Below are 22311 nucleotides of genomic sequence, written 5' to 3'. Positions count from 1 at the left end.
AAAAATCTGATGGCCAAACTTTCTTCAAAAATCTCTTTGAGATATGCTTCAACGACGAATAACTCTCTTTTTTCGGTTAAATATTGAGATTAAAGGTAAAGACCAATTTTGTTTTACTAACTTTGCAGTTCGTAATATTATTTTTATGCACAAAGCTGGATTTGTAAATATAGTTGGAAAGCCCAATGCCGGAAAATCAACACTGCTCAACCAATTAATGGGAGAGAAGTTGGCGATTGTAACGCAGAAAGCTCAGACAACCCGTCACAGAATTTTTGGTATTTATAATGAGGAGGATCTTCAGATTGTATTTTCCGATACTCCGGGAGTATTGGATCCAAAATATGGTTTGCAGGAAAAGATGATGGATTTTGTAAAAGATTCCCTTCAGGATGCTGATGTATTCCTGTTCATTGTTGATGTAACTGATAAAGCAGAACCTTCAGAGTTCTTAATTGATAAATTAAATAAAATCCCTGTTCCTGTACTTTTATTATTGAATAAAGTAGATCAAACCGACCAGGCAGGACTTGAAAAATTGGTTGAAGATTGGCATAACAGGATTCCAAAAGCGGAAATCCTACCCATTTCTGCCCTTAATGCTTTTAATACAGAGGTTATTTTACCTAAATTAAAATCTTTATTGCCTGAGAACCCACCTTATTATGATAAGGATCAGTATACAGATAAGCCGGAAAGATTCTTTGTAAATGAGGCCATTCGTGAGAAAATTCTTCTGAATTATGATAAAGAAATTCCATATTCTGTAGAAGTAGTAACGGAGCAGTTCAAAGAAAAAGAAGGAATTATTTTTATCGATTCTATTATTTATGTAGAAAGAGATACCCAAAAAGGAATTATTATTGGACATAAAGGAGAGGCTATCAAAAAGGTAGGTACAGAAGCAAGATTGGATCTTGAGAAGTTCTTTTCCAAAAAGATTCACCTCAATTTATTTGTTAAGGTGAAAAAAGACTGGCGAAAGAATGACAGAGACCTTAAGAATTTTGGTTACAGATAGACTAAAAATGCTGTAAAACCCGTTGTATTAAAAGATTTTTATTACCTTAGTCTAAATTTTTTAGTAAATGAACTATAATAATTCAAATTCGAGCTCAATACCGAAAGATATCATTTTATTAGCAGTACGAGTATTTGTGGGTTTTGCAATGCTTTCTCACGGATATCCAAAGCTCCAAATGTTATTAGCTGGTGGTAAAATCGAATTTTTCGATTTCTTAGGAATGGGGCCACAGATCACCCTGATTCTTACCGTTTTTGCTGAGTTTGTTTGTTCCATTCTACTGATATTAGGACTTTTTACAAGAGTTTCCTTGGGGGTTTTGATCTTTACAATGGTTATTGCAGGATTTGTAGTTCATGGAGCAGATCCCTTTGAAAAAAGAGAAATGAGTCTTATTTATCTTTCTGTATATCTTCTTCTGATGGTTTTAGGAGCTGGAAAAGTTTCTGTAGATCATTTAATTGAAAGAAGAAAAAGAGCTTCAGACTGGTAAATATTATACAATATATAATGAAAAGAGCATCTTCGGATGCTCTTTTTTATTGGAGTTATTTTTTGCAAATGTCTTTATTATCGGGGATTGTAGGTGAATTTTTATACTATAATTCTATTAAAAATCACTACATTCGTAGAAAATGAATCTATATGAAGATAAAACTGACAATTTGCCTTCTGGCATTTCTCAATTTTTATGATGCACAGGAGAATATTACTTATCAAAAGCCCTCTGCTGAAATCCTGAAGCTGGCAGATTATGAAAGACCACCAGCTGTTTTGATGAACAACAAAAAAGATTGGGTAGTTTTTACCTATCGTCCAACGTATAAAACTTTGGAGGATCTTAATCAGCAAGAAATGAAGCTTGGGGGATTAAGAATAAACCCAGTCACCAATATAGCAAGTACGGTAATCTATTTCAACAACCTTAAAGTAAGAAAGTTCAGTGATAAAAATGAAGTTCAGGTGAAGAATCTGCCTGCAGGAGCAAAAATTGCTCATGTTCAGTTTTCACCGGATGAAAAGAAGCTGACTTTTACCAATACCACCAATAAGGGAGTAGAGCTATGGATGATAGATATGGAAACAGCTACAGCCAAAAAGCTTACAAGTGACATTCTGAATGCGAATTTAGGAACTCCATATCTTTGGTATAATGATTCCCAAAGCCTTTTAATCAGAACACTTCCTCAGAACAGACCTGCTTTAATTGATTCAGGAAAAGACCTTCCAACAGGGCCAATTGTTTCTACTGCAGATGGAAAAGTCTCTCAGAACAGAACGTATCAAGATCTTTTAAAGAATCCACAGGATGAAAAGAACTTTGAAACATTGGTAACTTCAGAAGTAAGTAACGTAGATCTGAATGGTACTCTTAAAAAGGTAATGAACCAGGATATGTATACGGGTTTAAGCTTTTCTCCGGACGGAAATTATCTAATGGCCTCAGTTATTAAAAAGCCATTCTCATATATCGTTCCTTTAAACAGGTTCCCTATGACCACAACAGTATATGATACCAAAGGGAATGCGGTAAAAGTTGTGAATGAAATTCCGCTGAATGAAATTATGCCTAAAGGTTTCTCATCAGTAAGAACCGGGAAGAGAGAAATGTCATGGAGAAACGATACTCCTGCAACATTAGTCTTTACGGAAGCTCTTGATGGTGGAGATCAGTATAAGACTTCAGAATACAGAGATGAGATCTTTACTTGGGAAGCTCCGTTTACTGCAGCTCCGAAATCATTCTTTAAGACCAAGCAGAGATTTGAAGATGTAGACTGGACAAATGACCATTATGCTTTAGTTTCAGAAGAATGGTATGATACGAGAAATACCAAAACTTTCCTGGTTGATCTTAATAACGGTGATTCAAAAGTTATTGATGATAGAAATTCTCAGGATGTTTATAGTGATCCAGGAAAATTTAATAAGGTAAAAAACCAATATGGAAGATCTGTTATTGATCTAAAAGGAGGAAAGGCTTACCTGATGGGAGATGGTTTTACAAAAGATGGGCAGCACCCGTTTATTGATGAAATGGACATCAAATCACTAAAGAAAAAAAGATTATATACTTCCAATCTTAAAGGAGCTAAAGAAAGCATTGTAGATATTTTAAACCCTTCAAAAGGGGAGATCTTAACGACGCAACAATCTTCAAGCCAATATCCAAACTTCTTCAAAAAGAATATTAAGTCTAGTAAAGCTGAAGCAGTAACTCATTTTGTAAATCCATTTGAAAGCATCAAAGATGTTTATAAAGAAGTAATTACATATAAAAGGAATGATGGCGTTACATTGACAGGAACTCTTTACTTGCCAGCAAACTATGACAGAAAGGCAAAGAAAGAAAAGCTACCTTTATTGATCTGGGCTTATCCGAGAGAATTTAAAGATAAAAATACAGCGGGTCAGAGTACTCAGAATGATAACGACTTTACCTTCCCGTATTACGGATCTTTCGTGTACTGGGTGACTAAAGGATATGCGGTGTTGGATAATGCTGCATTCCCGATCATCGGAGAAGGAAAAACAGAACCAAATGATACCTTTATTACTCAATTGGTAGCCGATGCTGATGCCGCGATTAATGCTGTAGATCAGTTAGGGTATATTGATAAAAAGAAAGTTGCAGTTGGAGGGCATTCGTATGGAGCATTTATGACAGCTAACTTATTGACGCATTCTAATCTTTTTGCTTGTGGTATTGCAAGAAGTGGAGCTTATAACAGAACACTTACTCCATTTGGCTTCCAGAGTGAGCAGAGAAACTACTGGGATGTTCCGGAGATCTATAACACAATGTCTCCGTTTATGCATGCTGATAAAATGAAGACTCCATTGCTTCTTATTCATGGTGATGCCGATAATAATCCGGGAACTTTTACATTGCAAACGGAAAGATATTTCCAGGCATTGAAAAACCTTGGCGCGCCGGTAAGAATGGTTCTTCTTCCAAAAGAATCACACGGATATCAGGCTAAAGAGAATATATTCCACGTTTTATGGGAGCAAGATCAGTTCCTTGATAAATGTTTGAAAAAATAGTATGAAAAGGCTGTCTCACTTCGAGGCAGCCTTTTTATTTTTGAAATGCTAAGTGAAGCCTAGCTTAGCATTCTTGAGACCTTAATTATTAAAGAAATTTCAAGATCTCATTAATATTTTTCAATTCCATAAAATTTTCATGTTCCAGATTGATGTCTTGCTGCTCATGGCTCCAGGTAACATGATAAGGAATGTGGGCTGCAGATCCACCAATTTCCAATACAGGCAAAATATCCGACTTGATAGAATTTCCAAGCATGAGAAAATGTGCAGGTTGGCAGTCAAGATGTTTGAGCAATTTTTTATAATCGTATTCCTTTTTATCACTCATGATCTCAATGTGATGGAAATATTCCTGTAGTCCCGAGTTTTTCAACTTGCGCTCCTGATCCAGCAGATCTCCCTTTGTTGCCACAACGAGCCTGTATTTCCCTTTTAAACTTTCAAGAGTTTCAGTAACTCCATCCAAAAGTTCAATAGGTTTCTGAAGAAGTTCCTGACCCAACTCAATCGCTTTGTTTACGAGTTGAAGAGAAGCTGTATTGTTTGAAACTTTACCAATTGTTTCGATCATGCAAAGCATAAATCCTTTTACTCCATATCCATACAGATGCAGGTTATTCATTTCTGTTTTAAAGAGTTCCTGAGATACGGAATGCTGAGGAAGATAGTCCTCAAGCAAAACACAAAATTCCTTTTCCGCTTCCTGAAAGTAAGGTTCATTGATCCAAAGAGTATCATCAGCATCAAAGGCTATCGTCGTAATATGATTATTCATTTTTGTTTTGTAAATTTCTACCTCAAATTTCCAGATAAAAAATAAAACCGCAAAGGACAATTGTCCCGAAGAAGTATGTTACGAACGAATCAATCATTTTTAAGCCACCTTGAAGAACTTTATCATAAACAAACAGGTGGGAATATAATACTGCAATCATTTTCAAAAGGTCAACATTTATTAGTTCAGGATCAATCTGTTTCTAAGGTTATGTTGATTAAAGAAGGAATTACAAAATGCTCCTTTGAAGAAGAAAACGGAAAAGAATATATTGTTGAATTTCTGGGAAGCGGTGAGATTCTTGGAGAAGTGGAATTGATTAAAAATATCCCTTGTTTGTGCGGTATTGAAGCGTTAACAGAAGTCGTAGTGTATTCCGTAAACCTATCCTATTTTAATGAATTAGTTCAAAAAGACCTAATTCTTAATAATTTATTACTGAGCTCTTTTGCAGATCGTATTATCAATACCTCAAGCAGAGCCTCATATCAACAACTTTACACCATAGAACATACCCTTACACAATTGCTGAAAATGCAGTCGAAACAGAACATCCAGATTTCGAAAGAAGATATGGCTGCTTACTTAGGAATCACAGTTAGAAGCTTAAACAGAATTCTTAAAGATCTAAAATAGAATTCCTTGGAGAAATACAAGGGCACAAAGATTTTATATCATTTATGCATATCTTTAAGACGCAAAAGAATCTAAGATTCTCAGCAGAAAAAAATATCTTTCCACTATAATATTCTATGTTTCCTACGCTGATAAATTATTGGTGCATTTGTGGCATTAGATGCAGCCTTCAATTTTATCGTAGATAAAATCCTTGCGCCTTAAAAACATTCAATTTTAATATCTTATTGCGCCTTTGCGTATTTTAATAAAAATATTATTTTACAATTATTTTGTTTTAATACTGGGGGAGGTTGTGTTATTTTTATTAAAATTAAAATAATTCATTCTATTTTAATGGGGGTGTTTTGAAATTTATTATTTTTGCATTGTAAAAGTTGAATCCAATATCAATGGAAAATATAAAATTCAGAAATGCAGAATTAGCCGATTTAAATAAAATTGTAGCCATTTATAACTCAACTATCGCTTCCAGAATGGTAACGGCAGATATAGAAGAAGTTACAGTGGAAAGCAAAGTAAAATGGTTCAATGAGCATAATTCTGAAACAAGACCACTCTGGGCTGTAGAAGATATGGCTGGAAAGATGGTAGGATGGGTGAGTTTTAGTTCTTTTCATGAAAGGTCTGCTTATAGCGGAACTGTGGAAGTGAGCATTTATCTGGATGAAACCTCCCGAGGAAAAGGCTATGGTAAAACCATCCTCCAATATTGTATTGACAATGCAGGAAAATTTGGAGTGAATAATCTGGTTGCTCTTATTTTTCTTCATAATGAACCAAGTTTGAAACTGTTCAGACACTTTGGTTTTGAAGATTGGGGGACACTTCCTGATGTGGCTATTCTGGATGGTATTGAACGAAGTCTGAAGATTTTAGGGAAAAGAATTAAATAAAATAGAAGAGGTTATTTCAAACGAAATAACCTCTTCTATTATTGTTGTATTAAAAACCTCATGCTGATTTAGCAGATTGGATAGATTATAAAATGCTTATTGTTGGGGTTCTCATGAAAATGGCAATTGATCAATTAAAAATTTTCATAAACTTTTACCATTCATTATTAGTTTTAACAATCTTTTTGTTTGCATATTTAGATTCTTACTGAATGAATGGCAGCATTGTAGGTGATTTCTTTTTGTTAAATTCAATAGAAACGAGCTTTACCACGTTAAAAATAAAAAAGCTGCTTCTATAGAAACAGCCTTTTATTATTACGTATTCTGCTTAATTCTTTTTGCAGACATATTTAAAAATCGTTTGACCAGGAAAACAGCAGAAACCGTTAATCCTAATCCAAGAGCAATCCACATTCCGAAAGCTCCTTTTCCTAGCGTTACGCAGAAGAAATATCCCAATGGAATGGTAATCACCCAATAGGCAATAAAGGTATAGATGGAAGGGATTTCACATCCTGTAAACCTCTTAGCATTCCTAAGGCCGTTACCTGGATACCATCAGAAAGCTGGAATAAAGCAGCAATGATCATTAGTTTTGATGCTAAAGCGATTACTTCAACTTCTTCTTTTTTCGTGAAGAAAGTTGGCAGTGTATTTCTTCCTAAGATGAAAACCAATCCACAGATACACATAAAAATGAATGCGATCTTTAGATTATTAATTCCTACCTTTCTCAATTCAACAAAGTTTTGTTCGCCCAATTTTCTTCCGATCATCACCGTAGAAGCCACACTGAATCCAACACAAAGGTTGAAAGTAAATGAAGCCATACTCAAAGCAATCTGGTGAGAAGCAATATCATGTGCTGAGATTAATCCACAGATGAATGCTGCTCCGGCGAAAGCAGTTACTTCAAAGAACATTTGTAAAGCAGTGGGCAGGCCTAATCTTACCATTTTATCAAACATTGCTTTTGAGAAGCTTTGAATTTTTAATGAAAAATCCTTGATATAACGTCTCGTTCTTTTTTCCTTTAGCAATACAAAATAAAGGAAAACAACCATGAATATTCTGGAAATTAAGGTTGCTAAAGCAGAGCCTTGTACTCCCATTGCAGGGATTCCCCAAAGTCCTTTAATAAACACGTAGTTTAAGGCGATATTAATAATGTTGGCAATAATAGTAGCCTTAGTCACTCCAATCGTATAAGAAAGCCCTTCTGAAACCTCACGAAGCGTCTGAAACGCCATGAAGGGAATCATACTGATCACCATGATGCTTAAAAAGCTTACCGTATCCGGAATAATCTTCGCCGGCTGTCCTGAATGATAGAGTAGAGGCATTCCTAATAAGAGAATAACCATCAGGAGAAAACCAACGGTCATATTGATCACAAAACCATGACTGAAAACAGAATTGATCGTAGCATGATCTTCTCTTGAATGCGCTTCTGAAACCAATGGTGGTATAGCAAAAGAGAAACCAAGTGCTAATACAAATATGGAGAAGAATACTGCATTTCCTAATGAAACTGAGGCCAATGCATCTGCTCCTAATAGTTGTCCGACAATAATATTGTCAAATAAGTTAACTGAAACTTGCCCCACCTGAGTAAGCATTACAGGCAGAGCTAAAGTCAGGCATTCCTTTGTGTATTTTTTGTCTAAAAATTTCATAATATTTTAAGATTCATATAGTTTATATTTTAAATAGGTCAAAAAAAAATTTGCAGTAGTAATACTGCAAATTTTTATAATATTGTAATAATAGTGGTATTATTTCCTTACAAAACTTGCAACGTCACCTTCGGAAACAGTGTTTCCACCAAGAATAATTAACCTTTCAACAACGTTTCTTAATTCCCTGATATTTCCAGTCCATGAAAGAGCTTTTAAAGCATCAATAGCTTTATCGTCAAACTTTTTCATAGCGGTACCATGCTCATCAGCAATCATACCGGAGAAATGCTCAACCAGTAATTTGATATCATCTTTTCTATCATCCAATGGTGGAACATAAATTTCAATTACAGAAAGTCTGTGGTAAAGGTCTTCTCTGAATTTCCCTTCCTCAATCTCTTTCTGCATATTTTTATTGGTTGCTGCGATTACTCTCACATCAACTTTTATTTCTTTATCACTTCCTACAGGAGATACTTTGCTTTCCTGAAGAGCTCTCAATACCTTAGCTTGAGCGATAAGACTCATATCTCCAATCTCATCAAGGAAGATAGTTCCTCCGTTAGCCTGTTCAAATTTTCCTTGCTTATCTTTAATAGCTCCGGTAAAAGAACCTTTTACGTGTCCGAAAAGCTCAGATTCAATAAGCTCAGATGGAATAGCAGCACAGTTAACCTCCACCATAGGACCTCTTGCACGATCACTTTGATTGTGAATAGCGTGAGCTACCAATTCTTTTCCGGCACCATTAGGTCCTGTAATCAGAACTCTGGCATCAGAAACGGCTACCTTTTCGATCATATCCTGAATCTTCTGCAATGCAGGAGAGTTCCCGATCATCTGGTATTTTTTATTTACCTTTCTCTTTAAAGTCTTATTCTCAGTCTGAAGATTTTTGTTTTCTTTCTTCAGAGTTTCTTTTACTAAAGCATTCTTTACACTGGTGATCAATCTGTTGATGTCAATAGGCTTAGAGATAAAGTCATATGCACCATCTTTTAAGCAGGAAACAGCAGAATCAATGTCTGCGTGGCCTGAAATCATGATAAATGTAGTTTCAGGTTTTAATAACAGACTCTGCTTCAAAAGCTCGGTTCCTGAAAGTTTAGGCATTTTGATATCAGAGATCACCAGAGCGAAATCTTCTTTTTCTACCTGTTTGTAACCTTCAAGGCCGTCTTCGGCGATAACAAATTCATAATCTGTAAGTTCGTCTGAAAGAATACTGTGAAGTACTCCTGAGATTGCTTTTTCGTCTTCTACTATAAGGATTTTTTGCATAGTCGCAAATTTAAATTTTTTGTTTCAATTATTAGCAAAAACCATACCTAAATATTCTATATGGAATAGTCTCTTCTTCCGAAAATTGCAGATCCTACCCTTACAGAGTTGGCTCCACATTCAATCGCAACAGGGAAATCATCACTCATTCCCATTGATAAGGTTTTTAAAGATTTTAGTTGATTTAATTCATCAAAAAGCGCCTTTAAAGTTAAAAATTCTTTTCTGATCTGTCCCTCATTATCTGTAAAAGTTGCCATTCCCATCAATCCGGTAATCTCAACATGAGGGAAATTTCCTTCAGCATAATGTTGGAAAAGAGCTTTAGCTTCTGAGATTTCCAATCCGAATTTACTTTCTTCCGCTGCAATTTTTACCTGAAGTAAAACTTTAATAGACCTGTTGTTTTTGCCTGCTTCTTTGTTGATTTCAGCTAATAGTTTTTCCGAATCCACACTTTGGATCGTATCTATGAATGGAGCAATATACTTCACTTTATTGGTTTGCAAATGCCCAATCAGATGCCATTGAATATCTTCAGGCAGGAGAGGTGCTTTTTCCATTAACTCCTGAACTTTGTTCTCTCCAAAAACTCTCTGCCCGAGATCATAAACCTCCTGAATAGCAGAAACCGGATGCGTTTTTGAAACGGCAACCAGTTCAATATCTGAGGTAAGTTTATCCTGTATCGTTTTATAATTTTCCTTAATACTCATAAATGCAAATTTCTGAAATTTAGGGGAAGGTTCAAAGTTTAAAGCCTAAACTTATAAAAAAACAGATTTTTTTCATGATAAATCTGTTCATTATCAAAACTAATCTCTCAGATTAATTCAGAACCTCATTGATCTTCGGATATTGAGAGATCTTTCTGAAAACAAATTTGTTGCTCTTCTGTAATTTCTCAATAAACAAATCCAGCTCATTGATAGAATCTGTATCTCTCAAATATTGGTCGTGAGTAAGAAATACAAGGTGTCTTGAAGTTTTTTCAAGGTCATTAAGGAAAATACTGTCTACTTTTTTCAGCATAGCCTCATGGCTCCCTTTCAAGGTCATTTTATGAGTAGGTCTCCATTCAAGATCCCAGCCTATTACTTTATAACCTGCTCTTTTAAGACCATCTGCGGCTGCAGTAGTACTTTTAATATCAGTGACATTAATATTGTTAAGTCTCCAGATGTTTCTTCCGGGAGTCCTTGCTATTTTATCATGAAGTTTCAGGCTGTCTTTGGCGATATCGAAATCACGTACAACAGCATCGGCACTTTTGTAAAAATCGGTATATTTATTGTGAGCATGAGTAAAACTATGATTGGCCAGTTCAATTAGAGGATTGTCTTTTAAAAGCTTAAAATCATTTTTTTGTCTTGTACTCCCATAAGCATGTTTCCCCACCAAAAATGCGGTGGCACATACATTTCTTTTGTCAAGAATCTTTAAGAGATTTTCTGTTCCCTGATTAGGGCCGTCGTCAAAGGTAAGGTAGATCACTCTTTTGTCAGGGTCTATGCTTTCATTGTCCATTTTGGGTGCAGTTTCTGCGGTAGGATGTTCTTGTGAACTTAGCGTGTCGTTCACCTCATTTTTAAAATTACAGCTGTTTAAGACTACTGAAGTTGCACTCATCAATGCAAACATCCCGAGAAAAGCCTTATTTTTTGACTTTCCCGCAAAAATTTTTCTCATAAAGGTAATGGAATTGTATTGTTAAAAATCGTTAAAAATAACGTATGAATGTTAACAAATTACATGCCATATTTTTCTCTGTTTTTCCTTTTTAAGTTTATTTTAAGAACTTTATTTTAAAGGCTATTTTTATTAAAATATAGATTGTTGAGTTATGATTTTGTTTTCGTTGAATCTTAACATTTATAAATGCTAAAACGATAGTCTTTTTCTATTTTTGTTGAGATAAAGATATTCTTCCTTTATTTGGGAATTATTTTATTTTAACAATTATGAAATGTATAGATGGGAAAAATTTTGGTCAAATATTTCATTTTAGATTAAAATACTTTTCAGGTATATTGTGTTTTTAATAGCAGCATTCCCCCAGGTATTATTGAAAAATATAAAAGTAGTCTGTGGAATGGTTTTAATGCTTTCAGCAAGATGATTTAGAAAATCTTCAGAGTATTCAGACTTATAAAGAACAGGTTTTCCATGAAGTCTATAATATATTATGTCAGAATGATTGATAATAACATCTTCGGAAAGGTTCCCTGGAAAGCTTACACCAGAGAAGATAATGTTATTGCTTTTTAAAAGGTCGAAAATTTCCTGTTTCCACCAGGATTCATGACGAAATTCAATGACATTTAAAAAGTTATTGTCAATATGGTTGATGATCAGATCTATATTTTCCGGAGTATTTTTAAAAGAAGGTGGAAGTTGATACAGGAATCCTGAAAGCTTTTGTTGAAGCTGTTTATGGATATGATCACAAAATACAGTAATCTCTTCTTTGGAATCTGCAAGACGTTTTTGATGGGTAATGGTTTTTGGGATTTTGATAAAGAACCTAAAGGCTTCGGGGGTTTCATCGTACCATTTTAAAAGTGTTTTAGCAGTAGGAATTCTATAGAATGTAGAATTGATCTCTACGGTATTAAAAGTTTCGGCATATAAAGAAAGAAAATCTTTACTTTGGGCATTCTCAGGATATAAAGACCCTTTCCAGTCATTATTATAAAACCCTGAACAACCGATGTAAAGATTTTCTTTTTTCATCCTATTATTTTATATCCAGATCCACTGAGTTTAATCTCAAAGAATTCAGAATCACAGATAATGAACTGACACTCATGGCAGCTGCGGCAATCATCGGTGATAGCAGAATTCCAAAGAATGGATACAATAATCCTGCCGCAACCGGAATTCCCAACACATTATAGATGAAGGCAAAAAATAGATTTTCTTTGATATTTCTAAGCAGTTTTTCACTCAATAATTTTGCTTTAGCTACTCCTAAAATATCTCCTTTTAATAAGGTGATCTCAGCACTTTCAATGGCAACATCAGTACCTGTTCCCATCGCAATTCCTATATTTGACTGGGCAAGGGCAGGAGAGTCATTGATTCCGTCTCCGGTCATGGCTACGATTTTACCTTGTTGTTGTAACCTTTTTACCTCATTCAATTTATCTTCAGGAAGACAATTGGCTTTAAAGTGTTTAATTCCTAATTCTTCGGCTACAGCTTTTGCTGTGTGCTCATTATCTCCCGTCATCATTATAATGTCAACACCTTCGCTCATTAATCGGTCTACTGCTTTTTTAGAGCTTGCTTTAATTTTATCTGTAAAGCTTATAAACCCTAATACATTCTGATCCTGTGCTACATAAGAAATGGTATGGGCTTTTGATTGCACTTCTATAGCTTTTTGTTTTAATGCATTGGGAATCTGGATCTGATGAGAGGTAAGCAGGCTTTCATTTCCAAGATAGACTGTTTTTCCATTGATATTTCCTTTTACTCCTTTTCCTGATATATTTTCAAACTGATCCACTTTTTCAGCGGCTATATTTTCATCCTTTGCTCTTTTAATAACAGCATTGGAAAGTGGGTGTTCAGAATTTTGATTCAGGGAGAAAGCAAGTTTTAAAATCTGGCTTTTATCTTCCTTGCTTGCTGTTTCAATATATTCCACAGAAGGCTTTCCTTCCGTTAAAGTTCCTGTTTTATCAGTAATCAAAACATTAACCTTATTCATTTGCTCTAAAGCTTCTGCGTTTTTGATCAAAATACCATTTTTAGCCCCTTTTCCGATTCCTACCATTAAGGACATTGGAGTCGCCAAGCCTAAAGCACAAGGGCATGCTACAATTAGAACCGCTACAGCATTTACAAACGCAAATAAGCTTCTTTTCCCTTCCGGGCCAAAGAACTGCCAAAGAACAAAAGTAAGTACTGCAATAAGAATCACTACCGGAACAAATACCTTTGATACCTTATCTGTCAGTTTCTGGATAGGTGCACGGCTTCTGCTGGCTTCATTCACCATTTTAATGATTTGTGAAAGTAAGGTTTCATCACCTACTTTTTCAGCTTTCATGATAAATACCTGATTTCCGTTGATAGTTCCCGAAGAAACCTTATCATCAATTGTTTTTTCAACAGGAACAGGTTCACCCGTAATCATGCTTTCATCTACGATAGAATTTCCTTCCGTAATCTTTCCGTCAACCGGAATCTTTTCGCCTGGCTTTACCTTTAGCAAGTCTCCGATTTTTACCTGTGAAAGTAATACTCGTTTTTCTTCACCATTTACAATAAGATTTGCTTCATCAGGGGATAGGTTCATCAATTCTTTAATGGCATTTCCTGTTTTTTTATGGGCTGCAGCTTCCATCAATTGCCCCAGAATAACAAGGGTCAGAATAACACAGACCGCCTCAAAATATAACGGAATCTCATGATTATGTCCACGAATTTCATGCGGAATAATATCTGGGAAAGCTAATGCTGTAATACTGAAAATAAATGCGGCAGCTACACCTAACGCAATTAAGCTGAACATATTAAGATTCCAGGTTTTGAATGAAACCCAGCCTCTTTTTAACAGAAACCAACCGGAATAAAACATAACCGGAAGTGTTAATGCTAATTCAATAAATCCTTGAATCTGATGTGAGAATGGAAAGTCAATAAACATTCCTCCCATTGATAAAATGAAAACAGGGACGGTAAAGGCTAGTGAAATCAGAAATTTTCTTTTCAGGATGTTGTAGGTTTCGTCCTCTTCATCGTCTTTACTATCTGGCATTCTGACAAGATCCATTCCGCAGATAGAGCAGCTTCCCGGTTCATCACTGATGATTTCGGGGTGCATTGGACAGGTGTATTTTGCAGTTTTCTTTTCCGGATATTTTACCAGATCCATTCCACAAACCGGGCATCCTACGTTGGAATCATAGGTTTTGTCACCTTCACAATACATTGGGCAATAGTATTTTCCTGCCATTTCATCAGTAACTTTAGGGGTTTCGTGATGATGATTATGATGATGAGTGTGGGGGTGAGAATGTGAATGACTATGATGTGAAACCGCATTTTTAGCCATGTCTTCAGAAATCTCTTCTAAATGCATGTGGCACACAGGGCAGTCTCCTTTTTCATCATATACCTTATCGCCTTCACAAAACATAGGACAATAATACTTTCCAATACTGTCTTTAAAGTTTTCAGGAAGATGAGTAGAGGAATAAGTTGGTTTATGATTAGGGTCTTTGGCCAGTTTCTCTTCAATCGGAACTAAATACATATTGCAGACAGGACATCTTTCTCCCTGTTTGAAATATACTTTCTCACCTTCACATTCCATGGGGCAATAATATACTGAAGACGGAGATACCCGATCCTGAGGTTTTATAAAAGTTTTTTCAGGATTGTTGGGATCTTCCAGTCTATATTTTCCTATTTCCGCCAGGGAATCATTTAAAACGGAAAGCGTAACCGCATGATGAGAAGTAATGGTGGCGGTATTGTTCTCCAGATTAACATCGGCTGTAACTCCGTCAATACCGTTCAGTTGATTAGATATCTTTTTCTGGCAACCGGAACAGGTCATTCCGAGTATTTTGTACTGTTGTTCCATGATTCTTAAATTTATATTACAAATTTCCAAAATGAAAATCTAAAGCTGTTATAAATTTAAGGATAATAGTTATAGAATTTGGGTTTGAGGGTTTGGGAGTATTAGAGTATTTGAGTATTAGAGTGGGAGAGTATTAGAGTGGCGGTTATGGGATGGTTGTTTACTTTAACATTAAACTCTCTGGCTCAATCCCCCCCCAGACTCTTGAACTCTCAAACCCTCAAACTCTCCAACTGAATTAAAGATTGTCTAGCGGTTTCCTATGATGATCCTTTAATTTTTTGAATTCAGTAGGAGTGAATCCGGTAACGTTGCGGAATTGGGTAGAAAGATGCTGAACACTTTTGTAACCCAGTTTTCCTGCGATTTCCGTAAGATTGAATTCATTATATAAAAGGAGTTCTTTTACTTTTTCTATTTTTTGAAGAATGAAAAATTGTTCCAGGGTAATGTTTTCATTCTGTGAAAATGTTTTGGAGAGGGAGCTATAATCTTTGTGGATCTTTGAGCTTAAAAATTCAGAAAGTAGGAAATCCTCATCAATATCAAGTTCACTGACTTTTACAATAATCAGGTTTTTAATTTTTTCAATAAGTTGGTGTGCAGAATCCATAATTCTTTCGAATCCGGTTGCAAGTAGCTTCTCTTCGATAGACTGCATGGTTGTTGTAGGAACTTCTGCTTGTGTTTCTACTTCCCCCAGAATGATGGAGCTGGTTTTTACATCTGCATTATTGAAAATGGTCTCTACAGCGGAAATGCATCGGCTGCAGACCATATTCTTGATGAAGATCTTCATAGTTCGCTGTTTAATCTGTCTTTTACAAATTCAATCTGGGTTTTGCCATGTGGTGCAGGGTTGCCGTTGCTATCCAGGTTGACCATTACAATTTTATCAACAGTGATAATGGTCTGGTGAGTCATTTTATTACGGACATCACATCTTAATGTAATAGAAGAAGAACCAAAATGAATCGCTTCAATACCAATTTCTATAATGTCTCCTTGTTTTGCTGAACTTACAAAATTGATTTCTGAAATAAATTTAGTAACAACCTTTGTGTTTTCAAGCTGGATGATCGCATATAGTGCTGCTTCTTCATCAATCCATTGTAAAAGTCTTCCTCCGAAAAGTGAGTGATTAGGATTTAAATCTTCGGGTTTTACCCATTTTCTTGTATGGTAGTTCATGTTCTTAATAATTTGCAGTACAAATTTAGTGTTAAAAGCTGATGTTATCAAAAGAATAGTATTTATTGATCTAAAGAGGATTATTCATTTTCTCAATCATTTTCTTTTGGAGCGCATTGCTTTTGTCTTTGCGATGTCAGGGTTATTTAATAAATTTTGATATTCTTTACTCTCTATAGGAAATAGAGCTACTTTGCCTTCTTTATTATGGTGGAATCCGAATCCATATCTTTTGGCTAGAGGAGAAGAGCGAAGGCAAGCTTGTCCTTTGGAAAAGAATTGATTTCTTGCTTCCTGCTTTTCATTTTCAGAAATATCATTTTTAAAAGCATAACATTCAAAAATAATATCATCAGAAGAGTATTGATAAGGATGTTTGCTGATTTTCTCATACTGGAGATTGGCGAGTGTCTTTTCTTTCTTATCAGGTGGAATCTGAGCCTGGGAAACGGGACAGTCTTCAGCGACTTCTATAAAAGTATTAATATAATTCGTGGTGTGTAGTTTCATCATAAAATCTGAATAAGGCTTTATAATATGATTTCAAAAGAATTATAAATATACTGCTATTCTCTTTTCTTTATTATAAAAAACTATCCGGTTGCCTGTATTTGATCTCAAAGGCTTAAAGCTTGACTCCTTTTAATAATAATTGAAGAAAAATTTTATTATGTTAACTAACTTTAACTTTTTGATGATTTTCATGTTTAAAATATTGATAATTAGCTAATTGGGTTAATTTGTTTAGGTTGAATAGGGTTTAAATTCAAACTAAAGTGAGAAAGAGATAAAAAAAAGCTTTGATTTGAAGTTTTTAATTGTATCTTGCATACGTTTATATTTGGAATCAATATTTGTTCATTAATTTATGTTGCTTTTCTTTTATATACCAAATTTTTATTAATTTTTTAATTTATTCAAAATGAACATTTTTGTTTCAAACATCAATTACGCAACTAAAGAGTATGAGTTGCACGATCTATTTGCAGAATTTGGTGATGTATCATCAGCTAAAATCGTAACAGACAGAGAAACTGGCCGTTCTAGAGGTTTTGGTTTCATCGAAATGGGTGATGAAGAAGGACAGCAGGCTATTGAAGCTCTTAATCAAAAAGAATTCAACGGAAAAACATTAAACGTATCTGAAGCTAAGCCAAGAGAAGAGAAGCCAAGAAGAAGCTTCGACAACAACAGAGGCGGAGGTTACGGTGGTAACAACCGTGGAAATGGTGGCGGTGGCTACGGCGGTGGAAATCGTGGTGGTAACGGCGGTGGAAATCGTTGGTAAAAAATATGAAGCGGCTTTTTTAAGCCGCTTTTTTTTATAACTTTTTCTTCTTCTTCTTTTTCTCCTTCTCTTTTTCTTTGCTGACCTTTGTCTTTTTCTCTTTCTTCGGATTTAAGATCTCATCAGCGACCTCAAATTTCGGATCTTCAATTTTTGCAGGCTTAATTTCAATTTTAAGATCAAAATAGCCTTTAAGATCGTTCTGTGTAAGGAGCTTTTCACTGAATAAAAATTCAAGAATTTCTTTTCCTGAATCATTAAAGAAATTATGAGTGAGCTCTTTTAACAAGAACTTTCTATATTCTTCAAACGGAACAATGACTGTATATTTGAAGATTCTACCTTCCTTTACGGTAGATAAATAGCCCTTTTCAACCAATATTTTCAAATATGTGGAAACCGTATTTTGGTGAGGTTTAGGTTCCGGATGCTGCTCCATAACGTCCTTCAGATAGAAAGATTCCATTTTCCAAAACAGCTTCATAAAGTTTTCTTCTGCGGCGGTAAGATGATTGATTTTCATATATTCTTCTAATGTTGAAATTGTATATTGCAATAAAGATAAATAAAAGATACCATAAAAGCTATTCCAGCTCCCATAAATACTTCTTTTACCGTATGCCTTTTTAAAATAATTCTGGTGAGTCCTACCAGGCTGGCGATTCCTAGCCATATAAGCCCCATTTTCCAGTCTAAAGTGAAAAATAATGCAGCTACAAATATATTAAATGCAGTATGCATCGAACTTTTAATGAAAAGATTGCTGATCTGAAGAGCAAAGAGCAGGATTAAAATAAAAAGCATAACCAAATCAATATATCCATTTCTCACATAATTGAAAATAAGATAAATAATGACGCAGGCTGCAATGAAAACATATAACGTCTTTCTCTGAACCCGATTGGAAACATCCATATTGGTATACCTTCCTGTCTTTACATTCCATACCAGCCAGATCACAACTGGTGCAATAATCATTAATAGTAACGGAAGGAAATAAAGAAGGGATTCTTTAAAAGTGTACTCCCTCATGCTCATGTACACAAAAAATATGATCAGAGAAACCAGCGGATTAAAAAAATCAGAGATAACCCTTGAGACTTTGTGAAGAAGCGAAGACTTTTTTTCTTCCATATAATAGTTTAAAAGTCAAATATAAGATTATAAGCCCAAAAAACAAATGAAGACTTGCTAATGATATACTTTTGAGATGTTAAAAATGTAGATAAATATTGATGTATTTTAATATGTTGAATGTTTTTTTTCTGTTTTTGTTGAAAATAATACGTTTTGTCCTCAGAAATATTTAATTTTAATTAGTTCTGTTTTTAGGGTAAAGGAGCGATTTCCAGAGTGAACATTTTTGAAATAATAACTGGTATAAAAGATCAATAAGCCCATATCAATACTTACTATTATCATGAAACACTTATTTACAGTAATCCTTTTTATTTTGGGAAGCATAGCCTTCGGGCAAACTTATTCTTTAAAAGATTCTTCGCCTCCATTAGATCCTGTTCATCAGTTGAGAATTTATGAAATTCCAAAAGAAAACAGACAAGTGTTTTTAGATCGGTTCAGAGATGATGCTTTAAGGATTATGAAAAAGTATGGATTCAATATTGTGTCAATCTGGGAGTCCGAATTTGAAGGGAAAACGGAATTTATCTATTTGCTTGAATGGAAAAATGAAGAGGCAATGAAATTGGCATGGCAAGGTTTTATGGCCGATACAGAATGGAAAGAAATTAAAGCTAAAACAGCAAAACTGCATGGTGATTTTGTGAATAGTATTGAAGACCGAACGTTGAAACTTACAGAATTTTCGCCGGAAAAAAAGCTGTTGAAATAACCAAAAGATATGTTAACAAGAATTAAAGATGAAAGAAAAAAGGGGTGAATAGGTAATGATTTTTGATGCCTTAGCTCATTTATATATTTCAGGAAAACTATACAGATAGGCCGATTTCCTGAATGCTATAATAAGAAAAGAATAGGAAAAATGCTATTTCATGAGCTTTTCTCAGGGTCGAAAATTAAGAATAATCCCTTCCGCCTGCAAGTAGATTTTAGAGAAAAAACGAAAAGTTACTTATGCATACAATAAAAACAAAGTTTTTTTCATAATTTTGCTCAACTATTTCATCATAAAAAAGCAAGAGCTAACACATGAAAGAATTTTCTAAAGAGGTATACCTGAAGTGGTATGAAGATATGACAATGTGGAGAAGGTTTGAAGACAAATGCCGTTCTCTTTACCTAAAACAAAAGATCAGAGGATTTTTACATTTGTATAATGGCCAGGAAGCAATCCCTGCCGGATTTACACATGCAATGGATCTTACCAAAGACAGTATGATTACTGCTTACAGATGCCACATCCATCCAATGGCGATGGGAGTAGATCCTAAGAGAATCATGGCTGAACTTTGCGGTAAAGCTACAGGTACATCCGGAGGTATGGGTGGATCTATGCACATTTTCAGTAAAGAGCACCGTTTCTACGGAGGACATGGTATTGTTGGAGGACAAATTCCTTTGGGAGCAGGTATTGCTTTTGCAGATAAATATTTCGACAGAAAAGCTGTAAACATTTGTTTCTTCGGAGATGGTGCTGCAAGACAAGGTTCATTACATGAAACATTCAACATGGCAATGAACTGGAAACTTCCTGTAGTATTTGTGGTAGAAAACAACCAATATGCAATGGGAACTTCTGTAAAAAGAACGGCCAACCACGAAGATATCTATAAATTAGGATTAGGATACGAAATGCCTTGTCTTGCTGTAGATGCAATGGATCCTGTAAAGTAGCTGAAGCTGCTTACGAAGCTATTGAAAGAGCAAGAAGAGGAGACGGACCAACGTTCATCGAAGCTAGAACTTATCGTTATAGAGGTCACTCTATGTCTGATGCTGAGCCATATAGATCTAAAGAAGAAGTAGCTGTTCATAAGAATGATGATCCAATCGAATTGGTGAAGCACAGAATTCTTGAAAACGGATGGGCTACTGAAGCTGAATTGGAAGCTATGGATAACAAGTCGAGAGACTTTGTTGAAGAGTGCATCGAATTTATGGAAAACTCTCCATATCCGGATGCTGAGAAAATCTATGAGTATGTATATTCTCAGGAAGATTATCCATTCTTAGACAAATTAGAAAACTAAAAGATAATGAGTTAATTTGACAATTTGAGAATTTGAAAATGTGATAGAATATGTCCTTTTTTAATTTTCAAATTTTCAGATTGCTAAATTTTCAAATTAAAATAAATTATGGCAGAAGTAATTACGATGCCCCGCCTTTCCGACACTATGACGGAAGGTAAAGTGGCGAAATGGCATAAAAAAGTAGGTGATAAAGTAAAGGAAGGAGATATTTTAGCTGAAATTGAACTGACAAAGCAGTTCAGGATTTCGAATCTGAAGTAGAAGGAACCCTTTTATACGTGGGTGTAGAAGAAGGTGCTGCAGCTGCTGTAGACTCTGTTTTGGCAATTATCGGAAATGAAGGAGAAGATATTTCAGGTTTAACAGGTGGAGCTGCTGCTCCCAGTGCAGATGCTGAAGAAAAAAAATCAGAAGAACAGCCTAAAGCAGAAACTGTGGAAACTGCTTCCGCAGAAGTTCCGGCAGGAGTAGAAGTGATTACAATGCCTAGACTTTCTGATACAATGACAGAAGGTAAGGTTGCTAAATGGCATAAAAATGTTGGCGATACAGTAAAAGAAGGTGATCTTCTGGCTGAAATCGAAACAGATAAAGCAGTACAAGACTTCGAATCTGAATTCAATGGAGTACTATTGAAGCAAGGTGTAGAAGAAGGTGGTGCTTCTCCGGTTGACACTGTATTGGCTATTATTGGCCCTGCAGGAACTGATGTTTCAGCAGTAGGATCTCCTAAAGCAGCTGCTCCGGCATCAGAAAAACCAGCTGAACAAAAAGAAGAAACTAAAACTGAAGAAAAAGCTGCTCCGGCTGCTAATACTTCATCTTCAGACAGAGTGGCAATTTCTCCATTAGCTAAAAAAATGGCTCAGGATAAAGGAGTTGATATCAATGCTGTTCAAGGTTCAGGTGAAAACGGAAGAATCGTTAAGAAAGATATTGAAAACTATCAGCCAGCTGCAAAACCAGCTGCTTCAGCTCCGGCTGCAAGTGCTGCTGCTCAGGTTGCTGTAAACTTTGTACAAGGAGAAGATACAGAGACTCCAAACTCACAGGTAAGAAATATTATTGCAAAACGTCTTTCTGAAAGTAAGTTCTCTGCTCCGCACTACTATCTGATGGTTGAAATCAATATGGATAAAGCAATCGAAGCTAGAAAAGAGATCAACTCTATTCCAGATACGAAAATTTCATTCAATGATATGATCATTAAGGCAACTGCTATTGCTTTAAGAAAACATCCACAGGTAAATTCAAGCTGGGCAGGTGATAAGATCATTCACAGAGGAAATATCAATGTGGGTGTGGCAGTAGCTATTCCTGATGGATTGGTAGTTCCGGTATTGAAGAATACTGACCAGATGTCTTACACTCAGATCTCTGCGTCTGTAAAAGATATGGCTTCAAGAGCTAAGAGCAAAGGTCTTAAGGCTAATGAAATGGAAGGGTCTACATTCTCTATCTCTAACCTTGGAATGTTCGGAATTGAAACATTTACAAGTATCATCAACCAACCCAACTCTGCAATCCTTTCGGTAGGAGCAATCATCGAGAAACCAATCGTTAAAGATGGTCAGATCGTAGTAGGTAACACAATGAAGCTTTCATTAGCATGTGACCACAGAGTAGTAGATGGTGCTACAGGTGCACAATTCTTACAAACTTTAAGAACATATTTAGAAAACCCATTAACATTGTTACTGTAATTTTCTGAATTG

At 35.3% G+C, this 22311-nt stretch carries 18 protein-coding genes and 3 pseudogenes; 9 read left to right on the top strand and 12 right to left on the bottom strand.

Annotated features, from left to right (window positions below; all coding sequences use genetic code 11):
* Window positions 1-145: 145 nt before the first annotated feature.
* From era to QWZ06_RS14790, 3 genes are all read left to right on the top strand, one after another.
* Complete coding sequence (gene era / locus QWZ06_RS14800) at window positions 146-1021, top strand: GTPase Era (RefSeq protein ID WP_066698033.1); 876 nt, start codon at window positions 146-148, stop codon at window positions 1019-1021.
* 67 nt (window positions 1022-1088) lie between these two features.
* Window positions 1089-1517 (top strand): DoxX family protein, encoded by a 429-nt coding sequence (locus QWZ06_RS14795; protein ID WP_290299124.1) that lies wholly within the window; start codon window positions 1089-1091, stop codon window positions 1515-1517.
* Between the two features lie 152 nt (window positions 1518-1669).
* Window positions 1670-4072 carry an alpha/beta hydrolase family protein gene (locus QWZ06_RS14790; RefSeq protein ID WP_290299122.1) on the top strand — a complete coding sequence of 801 codons (2403 nt, stop codon included), beginning with the start codon at window positions 1670-1672 and terminating at the stop codon, window positions 4070-4072.
* An 88-nt stretch (window positions 4073-4160) separates the two neighbouring features.
* Here the strand turns inward: QWZ06_RS14790 and QWZ06_RS14785 are convergent, their stop codons facing one another.
* Window positions 4161-4850 (bottom strand): HAD family hydrolase, encoded by a 690-nt coding sequence (locus tag QWZ06_RS14785; protein WP_290299119.1) that lies wholly within the window; start codon window positions 4848-4850, stop codon window positions 4161-4163.
* A gap of 75 nt (window positions 4851-4925) precedes the next feature.
* Between QWZ06_RS14785 and QWZ06_RS14780 the strand changes: the two genes are divergently transcribed.
* Window positions 4926-5486 carry a Crp/Fnr family transcriptional regulator gene (locus QWZ06_RS14780; protein ID WP_290299117.1) on the top strand — a complete coding sequence of 187 codons (561 nt, stop codon included), beginning with the start codon at window positions 4926-4928 and terminating at the stop codon, window positions 5484-5486.
* 392 nt (window positions 5487-5878) lie between these two features.
* On the top strand, window positions 5879-6382 hold the full coding sequence (locus QWZ06_RS14775; RefSeq protein WP_290299114.1) for a GNAT family N-acetyltransferase: 504 nt from the start codon (window positions 5879-5881) through the stop codon (window positions 6380-6382).
* Between the two features lie 318 nt (window positions 6383-6700).
* Here the strand turns inward: QWZ06_RS14775 and QWZ06_RS14770 are convergent.
* From QWZ06_RS14770 to QWZ06_RS14730, 9 genes and pseudogenes are all read right to left on the bottom strand, one after another.
* Window positions 6701-8061 (bottom strand): annotated as a pseudogene (locus tag QWZ06_RS14770) (MATE family efflux transporter).
* A 99-nt stretch (window positions 8062-8160) separates the two neighbouring features.
* Complete coding sequence (locus QWZ06_RS14765) at window positions 8161-9345, bottom strand: sigma-54-dependent transcriptional regulator (protein ID WP_290299112.1); 1185 nt, start codon at window positions 9343-9345, stop codon at window positions 8161-8163.
* A gap of 56 nt (window positions 9346-9401) precedes the next feature.
* Complete coding sequence (locus tag QWZ06_RS14760; protein WP_290299110.1) at window positions 9402-10061, bottom strand: YggS family pyridoxal phosphate-dependent enzyme; 660 nt, start codon at window positions 10059-10061, stop codon at window positions 9402-9404.
* A gap of 112 nt (window positions 10062-10173) precedes the next feature.
* Complete coding sequence (locus QWZ06_RS14755; RefSeq protein WP_290299108.1) at window positions 10174-11034, bottom strand: polysaccharide deacetylase family protein; 861 nt, start codon at window positions 11032-11034, stop codon at window positions 10174-10176.
* Between the two features lie 315 nt (window positions 11035-11349).
* Window positions 11350-12078, bottom strand: coding sequence for a DUF72 domain-containing protein (locus tag QWZ06_RS14750; protein WP_290299106.1), 729 nt, complete (start codon window positions 12076-12078; stop codon window positions 11350-11352).
* 4 nt (window positions 12079-12082) lie between these two features.
* Complete coding sequence (locus QWZ06_RS14745; protein ID WP_290299104.1) at window positions 12083-14944, bottom strand: heavy metal translocating P-type ATPase; 2862 nt, start codon at window positions 14942-14944, stop codon at window positions 12083-12085.
* A gap of 238 nt (window positions 14945-15182) precedes the next feature.
* Window positions 15183-15743: a helix-turn-helix domain-containing protein gene (locus tag QWZ06_RS14740; RefSeq protein ID WP_290299103.1), complete on the bottom strand. Its 561-nt coding sequence runs from the start codon at window positions 15741-15743 to the stop codon at window positions 15183-15185.
* Window positions 15740-16135: an acyl-CoA thioesterase gene (locus QWZ06_RS14735; RefSeq protein WP_290299101.1), complete on the bottom strand. Its 396-nt coding sequence runs from the start codon at window positions 16133-16135 to the stop codon at window positions 15740-15742. Before QWZ06_RS14735 ends, QWZ06_RS14740 begins: the two co-directional genes overlap by 4 nt.
* A gap of 96 nt (window positions 16136-16231) precedes the next feature.
* Window positions 16232-16648 (bottom strand): DUF6157 family protein, encoded by a 417-nt coding sequence (locus QWZ06_RS14730; RefSeq protein WP_290299099.1) that lies wholly within the window; start codon window positions 16646-16648, stop codon window positions 16232-16234.
* Between the two features lie 409 nt (window positions 16649-17057).
* Here QWZ06_RS14730 and rbp point away from each other — a divergent pair, with 409 nt between their 5' ends.
* Complete coding sequence (rbp, locus tag QWZ06_RS14725) at window positions 17058-17423, top strand: RNA-binding regulator (protein WP_045496213.1); 366 nt, start codon at window positions 17058-17060, stop codon at window positions 17421-17423.
* A gap of 34 nt (window positions 17424-17457) precedes the next feature.
* Here the strand turns inward: rbp and QWZ06_RS14720 are convergent, their stop codons facing one another.
* Both QWZ06_RS14720 and QWZ06_RS14715 read right to left on the bottom strand, forming a co-directional pair.
* Window positions 17458-17946: a BlaI/MecI/CopY family transcriptional regulator gene (locus QWZ06_RS14720; protein WP_290299095.1), complete on the bottom strand. Its 489-nt coding sequence runs from the start codon at window positions 17944-17946 to the stop codon at window positions 17458-17460.
* 8 nt (window positions 17947-17954) lie between these two features.
* Window positions 17955-18557: a phosphatase PAP2 family protein gene (locus QWZ06_RS14715; protein ID WP_290299094.1), complete on the bottom strand. Its 603-nt coding sequence runs from the start codon at window positions 18555-18557 to the stop codon at window positions 17955-17957.
* A 286-nt stretch (window positions 18558-18843) separates the two neighbouring features.
* On the opposite strand from QWZ06_RS14715, the gene QWZ06_RS14710 reads away from it, so the two are divergent.
* The 3 genes and pseudogenes from QWZ06_RS14710 (at window position 18844) to QWZ06_RS14700 (ending at window position 22299) form a co-directional block, all read left to right on the top strand.
* Entirely contained in the window at window positions 18844-19275 is a 432-nt protein-coding gene (locus QWZ06_RS14710) for an NIPSNAP family protein (protein ID WP_290299092.1), read from the top strand.
* Window positions 19276-19592: 317 nt separating this feature from the next.
* Window positions 19593-20593, top strand: a pseudogene (gene pdhA, locus QWZ06_RS14705) (pyruvate dehydrogenase (acetyl-transferring) E1 component subunit alpha).
* Window positions 20594-20701: 108 nt separating this feature from the next.
* Window positions 20702-22299, top strand: a pseudogene (locus QWZ06_RS14700) (dihydrolipoyl dehydrogenase family protein).
* Window positions 22300-22311 lie beyond the last annotated feature (12 nt).

The sequence above is a fragment of the Chryseobacterium tructae genome (assembly GCF_030409875.1).
Lineage (GTDB): Bacteria > Bacteroidota > Bacteroidia > Flavobacteriales > Weeksellaceae > Chryseobacterium > Chryseobacterium tructae.
Note: the sequence above shows the minus strand (reverse complement) of the source record. Positions and strands in the feature narration are given on the sequence as shown.

What these genes read in the sequence shown, in the direction of transcription:
- QWZ06_RS14745 (WP_290299104.1), bottom strand. Translation starts at nt 14,944, where the DNA reads ATGGAACAACAGTACAAAATACTCGGAATGACCTGTTCCGGTTGCCAG.
- rbp (WP_045496213.1), top strand. Translation starts at nt 17,058, where the DNA reads ATGAACATTTTTGTTTCAAACATCAATTACGCAACTAAAGAGTATGAG.
- QWZ06_RS14765 (WP_290299112.1), bottom strand. Translation starts at nt 9,345, where the DNA reads ATGCAAAAAATCCTTATAGTAGAAGACGAAAAAGCAATCTCAGGAGTA.
- era (WP_066698033.1), top strand. Translation starts at nt 146, where the DNA reads ATGCACAAAGCTGGATTTGTAAATATAGTTGGAAAGCCCAATGCCGGA.
- QWZ06_RS14780 (WP_290299117.1), top strand. Translation starts at nt 4,926, where the DNA reads ATGTTACGAACGAATCAATCATTTTTAAGCCACCTTGAAGAACTTTAT.
- QWZ06_RS14730 (WP_290299099.1), bottom strand. Translation starts at nt 16,648, where the DNA reads ATGATGAAACTACACACCACGAATTATATTAATACTTTTATAGAAGTC.
- QWZ06_RS14790 (WP_290299122.1), top strand. Translation starts at nt 1,670, where the DNA reads ATGAAGATAAAACTGACAATTTGCCTTCTGGCATTTCTCAATTTTTAT.
- QWZ06_RS14720 (WP_290299095.1), bottom strand. Translation starts at nt 17,946, where the DNA reads ATGAAAATCAATCATCTTACCGCCGCAGAAGAAAACTTTATGAAGCTG.
- QWZ06_RS14715 (WP_290299094.1), bottom strand. Translation starts at nt 18,557, where the DNA reads ATGGAAGAAAAAAAGTCTTCGCTTCTTCACAAAGTCTCAAGGGTTATC.
- QWZ06_RS14740 (WP_290299103.1), bottom strand. Translation starts at nt 15,743, where the DNA reads ATGAAGATCTTCATCAAGAATATGGTCTGCAGCCGATGCATTTCCGCT.
- QWZ06_RS14760 (WP_290299110.1), bottom strand. Translation starts at nt 10,061, where the DNA reads ATGAGTATTAAGGAAAATTATAAAACGATACAGGATAAACTTACCTCA.
- QWZ06_RS14785 (WP_290299119.1), bottom strand. Translation starts at nt 4,850, where the DNA reads ATGAATAATCATATTACGACGATAGCCTTTGATGCTGATGATACTCTT.
- QWZ06_RS14775 (WP_290299114.1), top strand. Translation starts at nt 5,879, where the DNA reads ATGGAAAATATAAAATTCAGAAATGCAGAATTAGCCGATTTAAATAAA.
- QWZ06_RS14710 (WP_290299092.1), top strand. Translation starts at nt 18,844, where the DNA reads ATGAAACACTTATTTACAGTAATCCTTTTTATTTTGGGAAGCATAGCC.
- QWZ06_RS14750 (WP_290299106.1), bottom strand. Translation starts at nt 12,078, where the DNA reads ATGAAAAAAGAAAATCTTTACATCGGTTGTTCAGGGTTTTATAATAAT.
- QWZ06_RS14755 (WP_290299108.1), bottom strand. Translation starts at nt 11,034, where the DNA reads ATGAGAAAAATTTTTGCGGGAAAGTCAAAAAATAAGGCTTTTCTCGGG.
- QWZ06_RS14735 (WP_290299101.1), bottom strand. Translation starts at nt 16,135, where the DNA reads ATGAACTACCATACAAGAAAATGGGTAAAACCCGAAGATTTAAATCCT.
- QWZ06_RS14795 (WP_290299124.1), top strand. Translation starts at nt 1,089, where the DNA reads ATGAACTATAATAATTCAAATTCGAGCTCAATACCGAAAGATATCATT.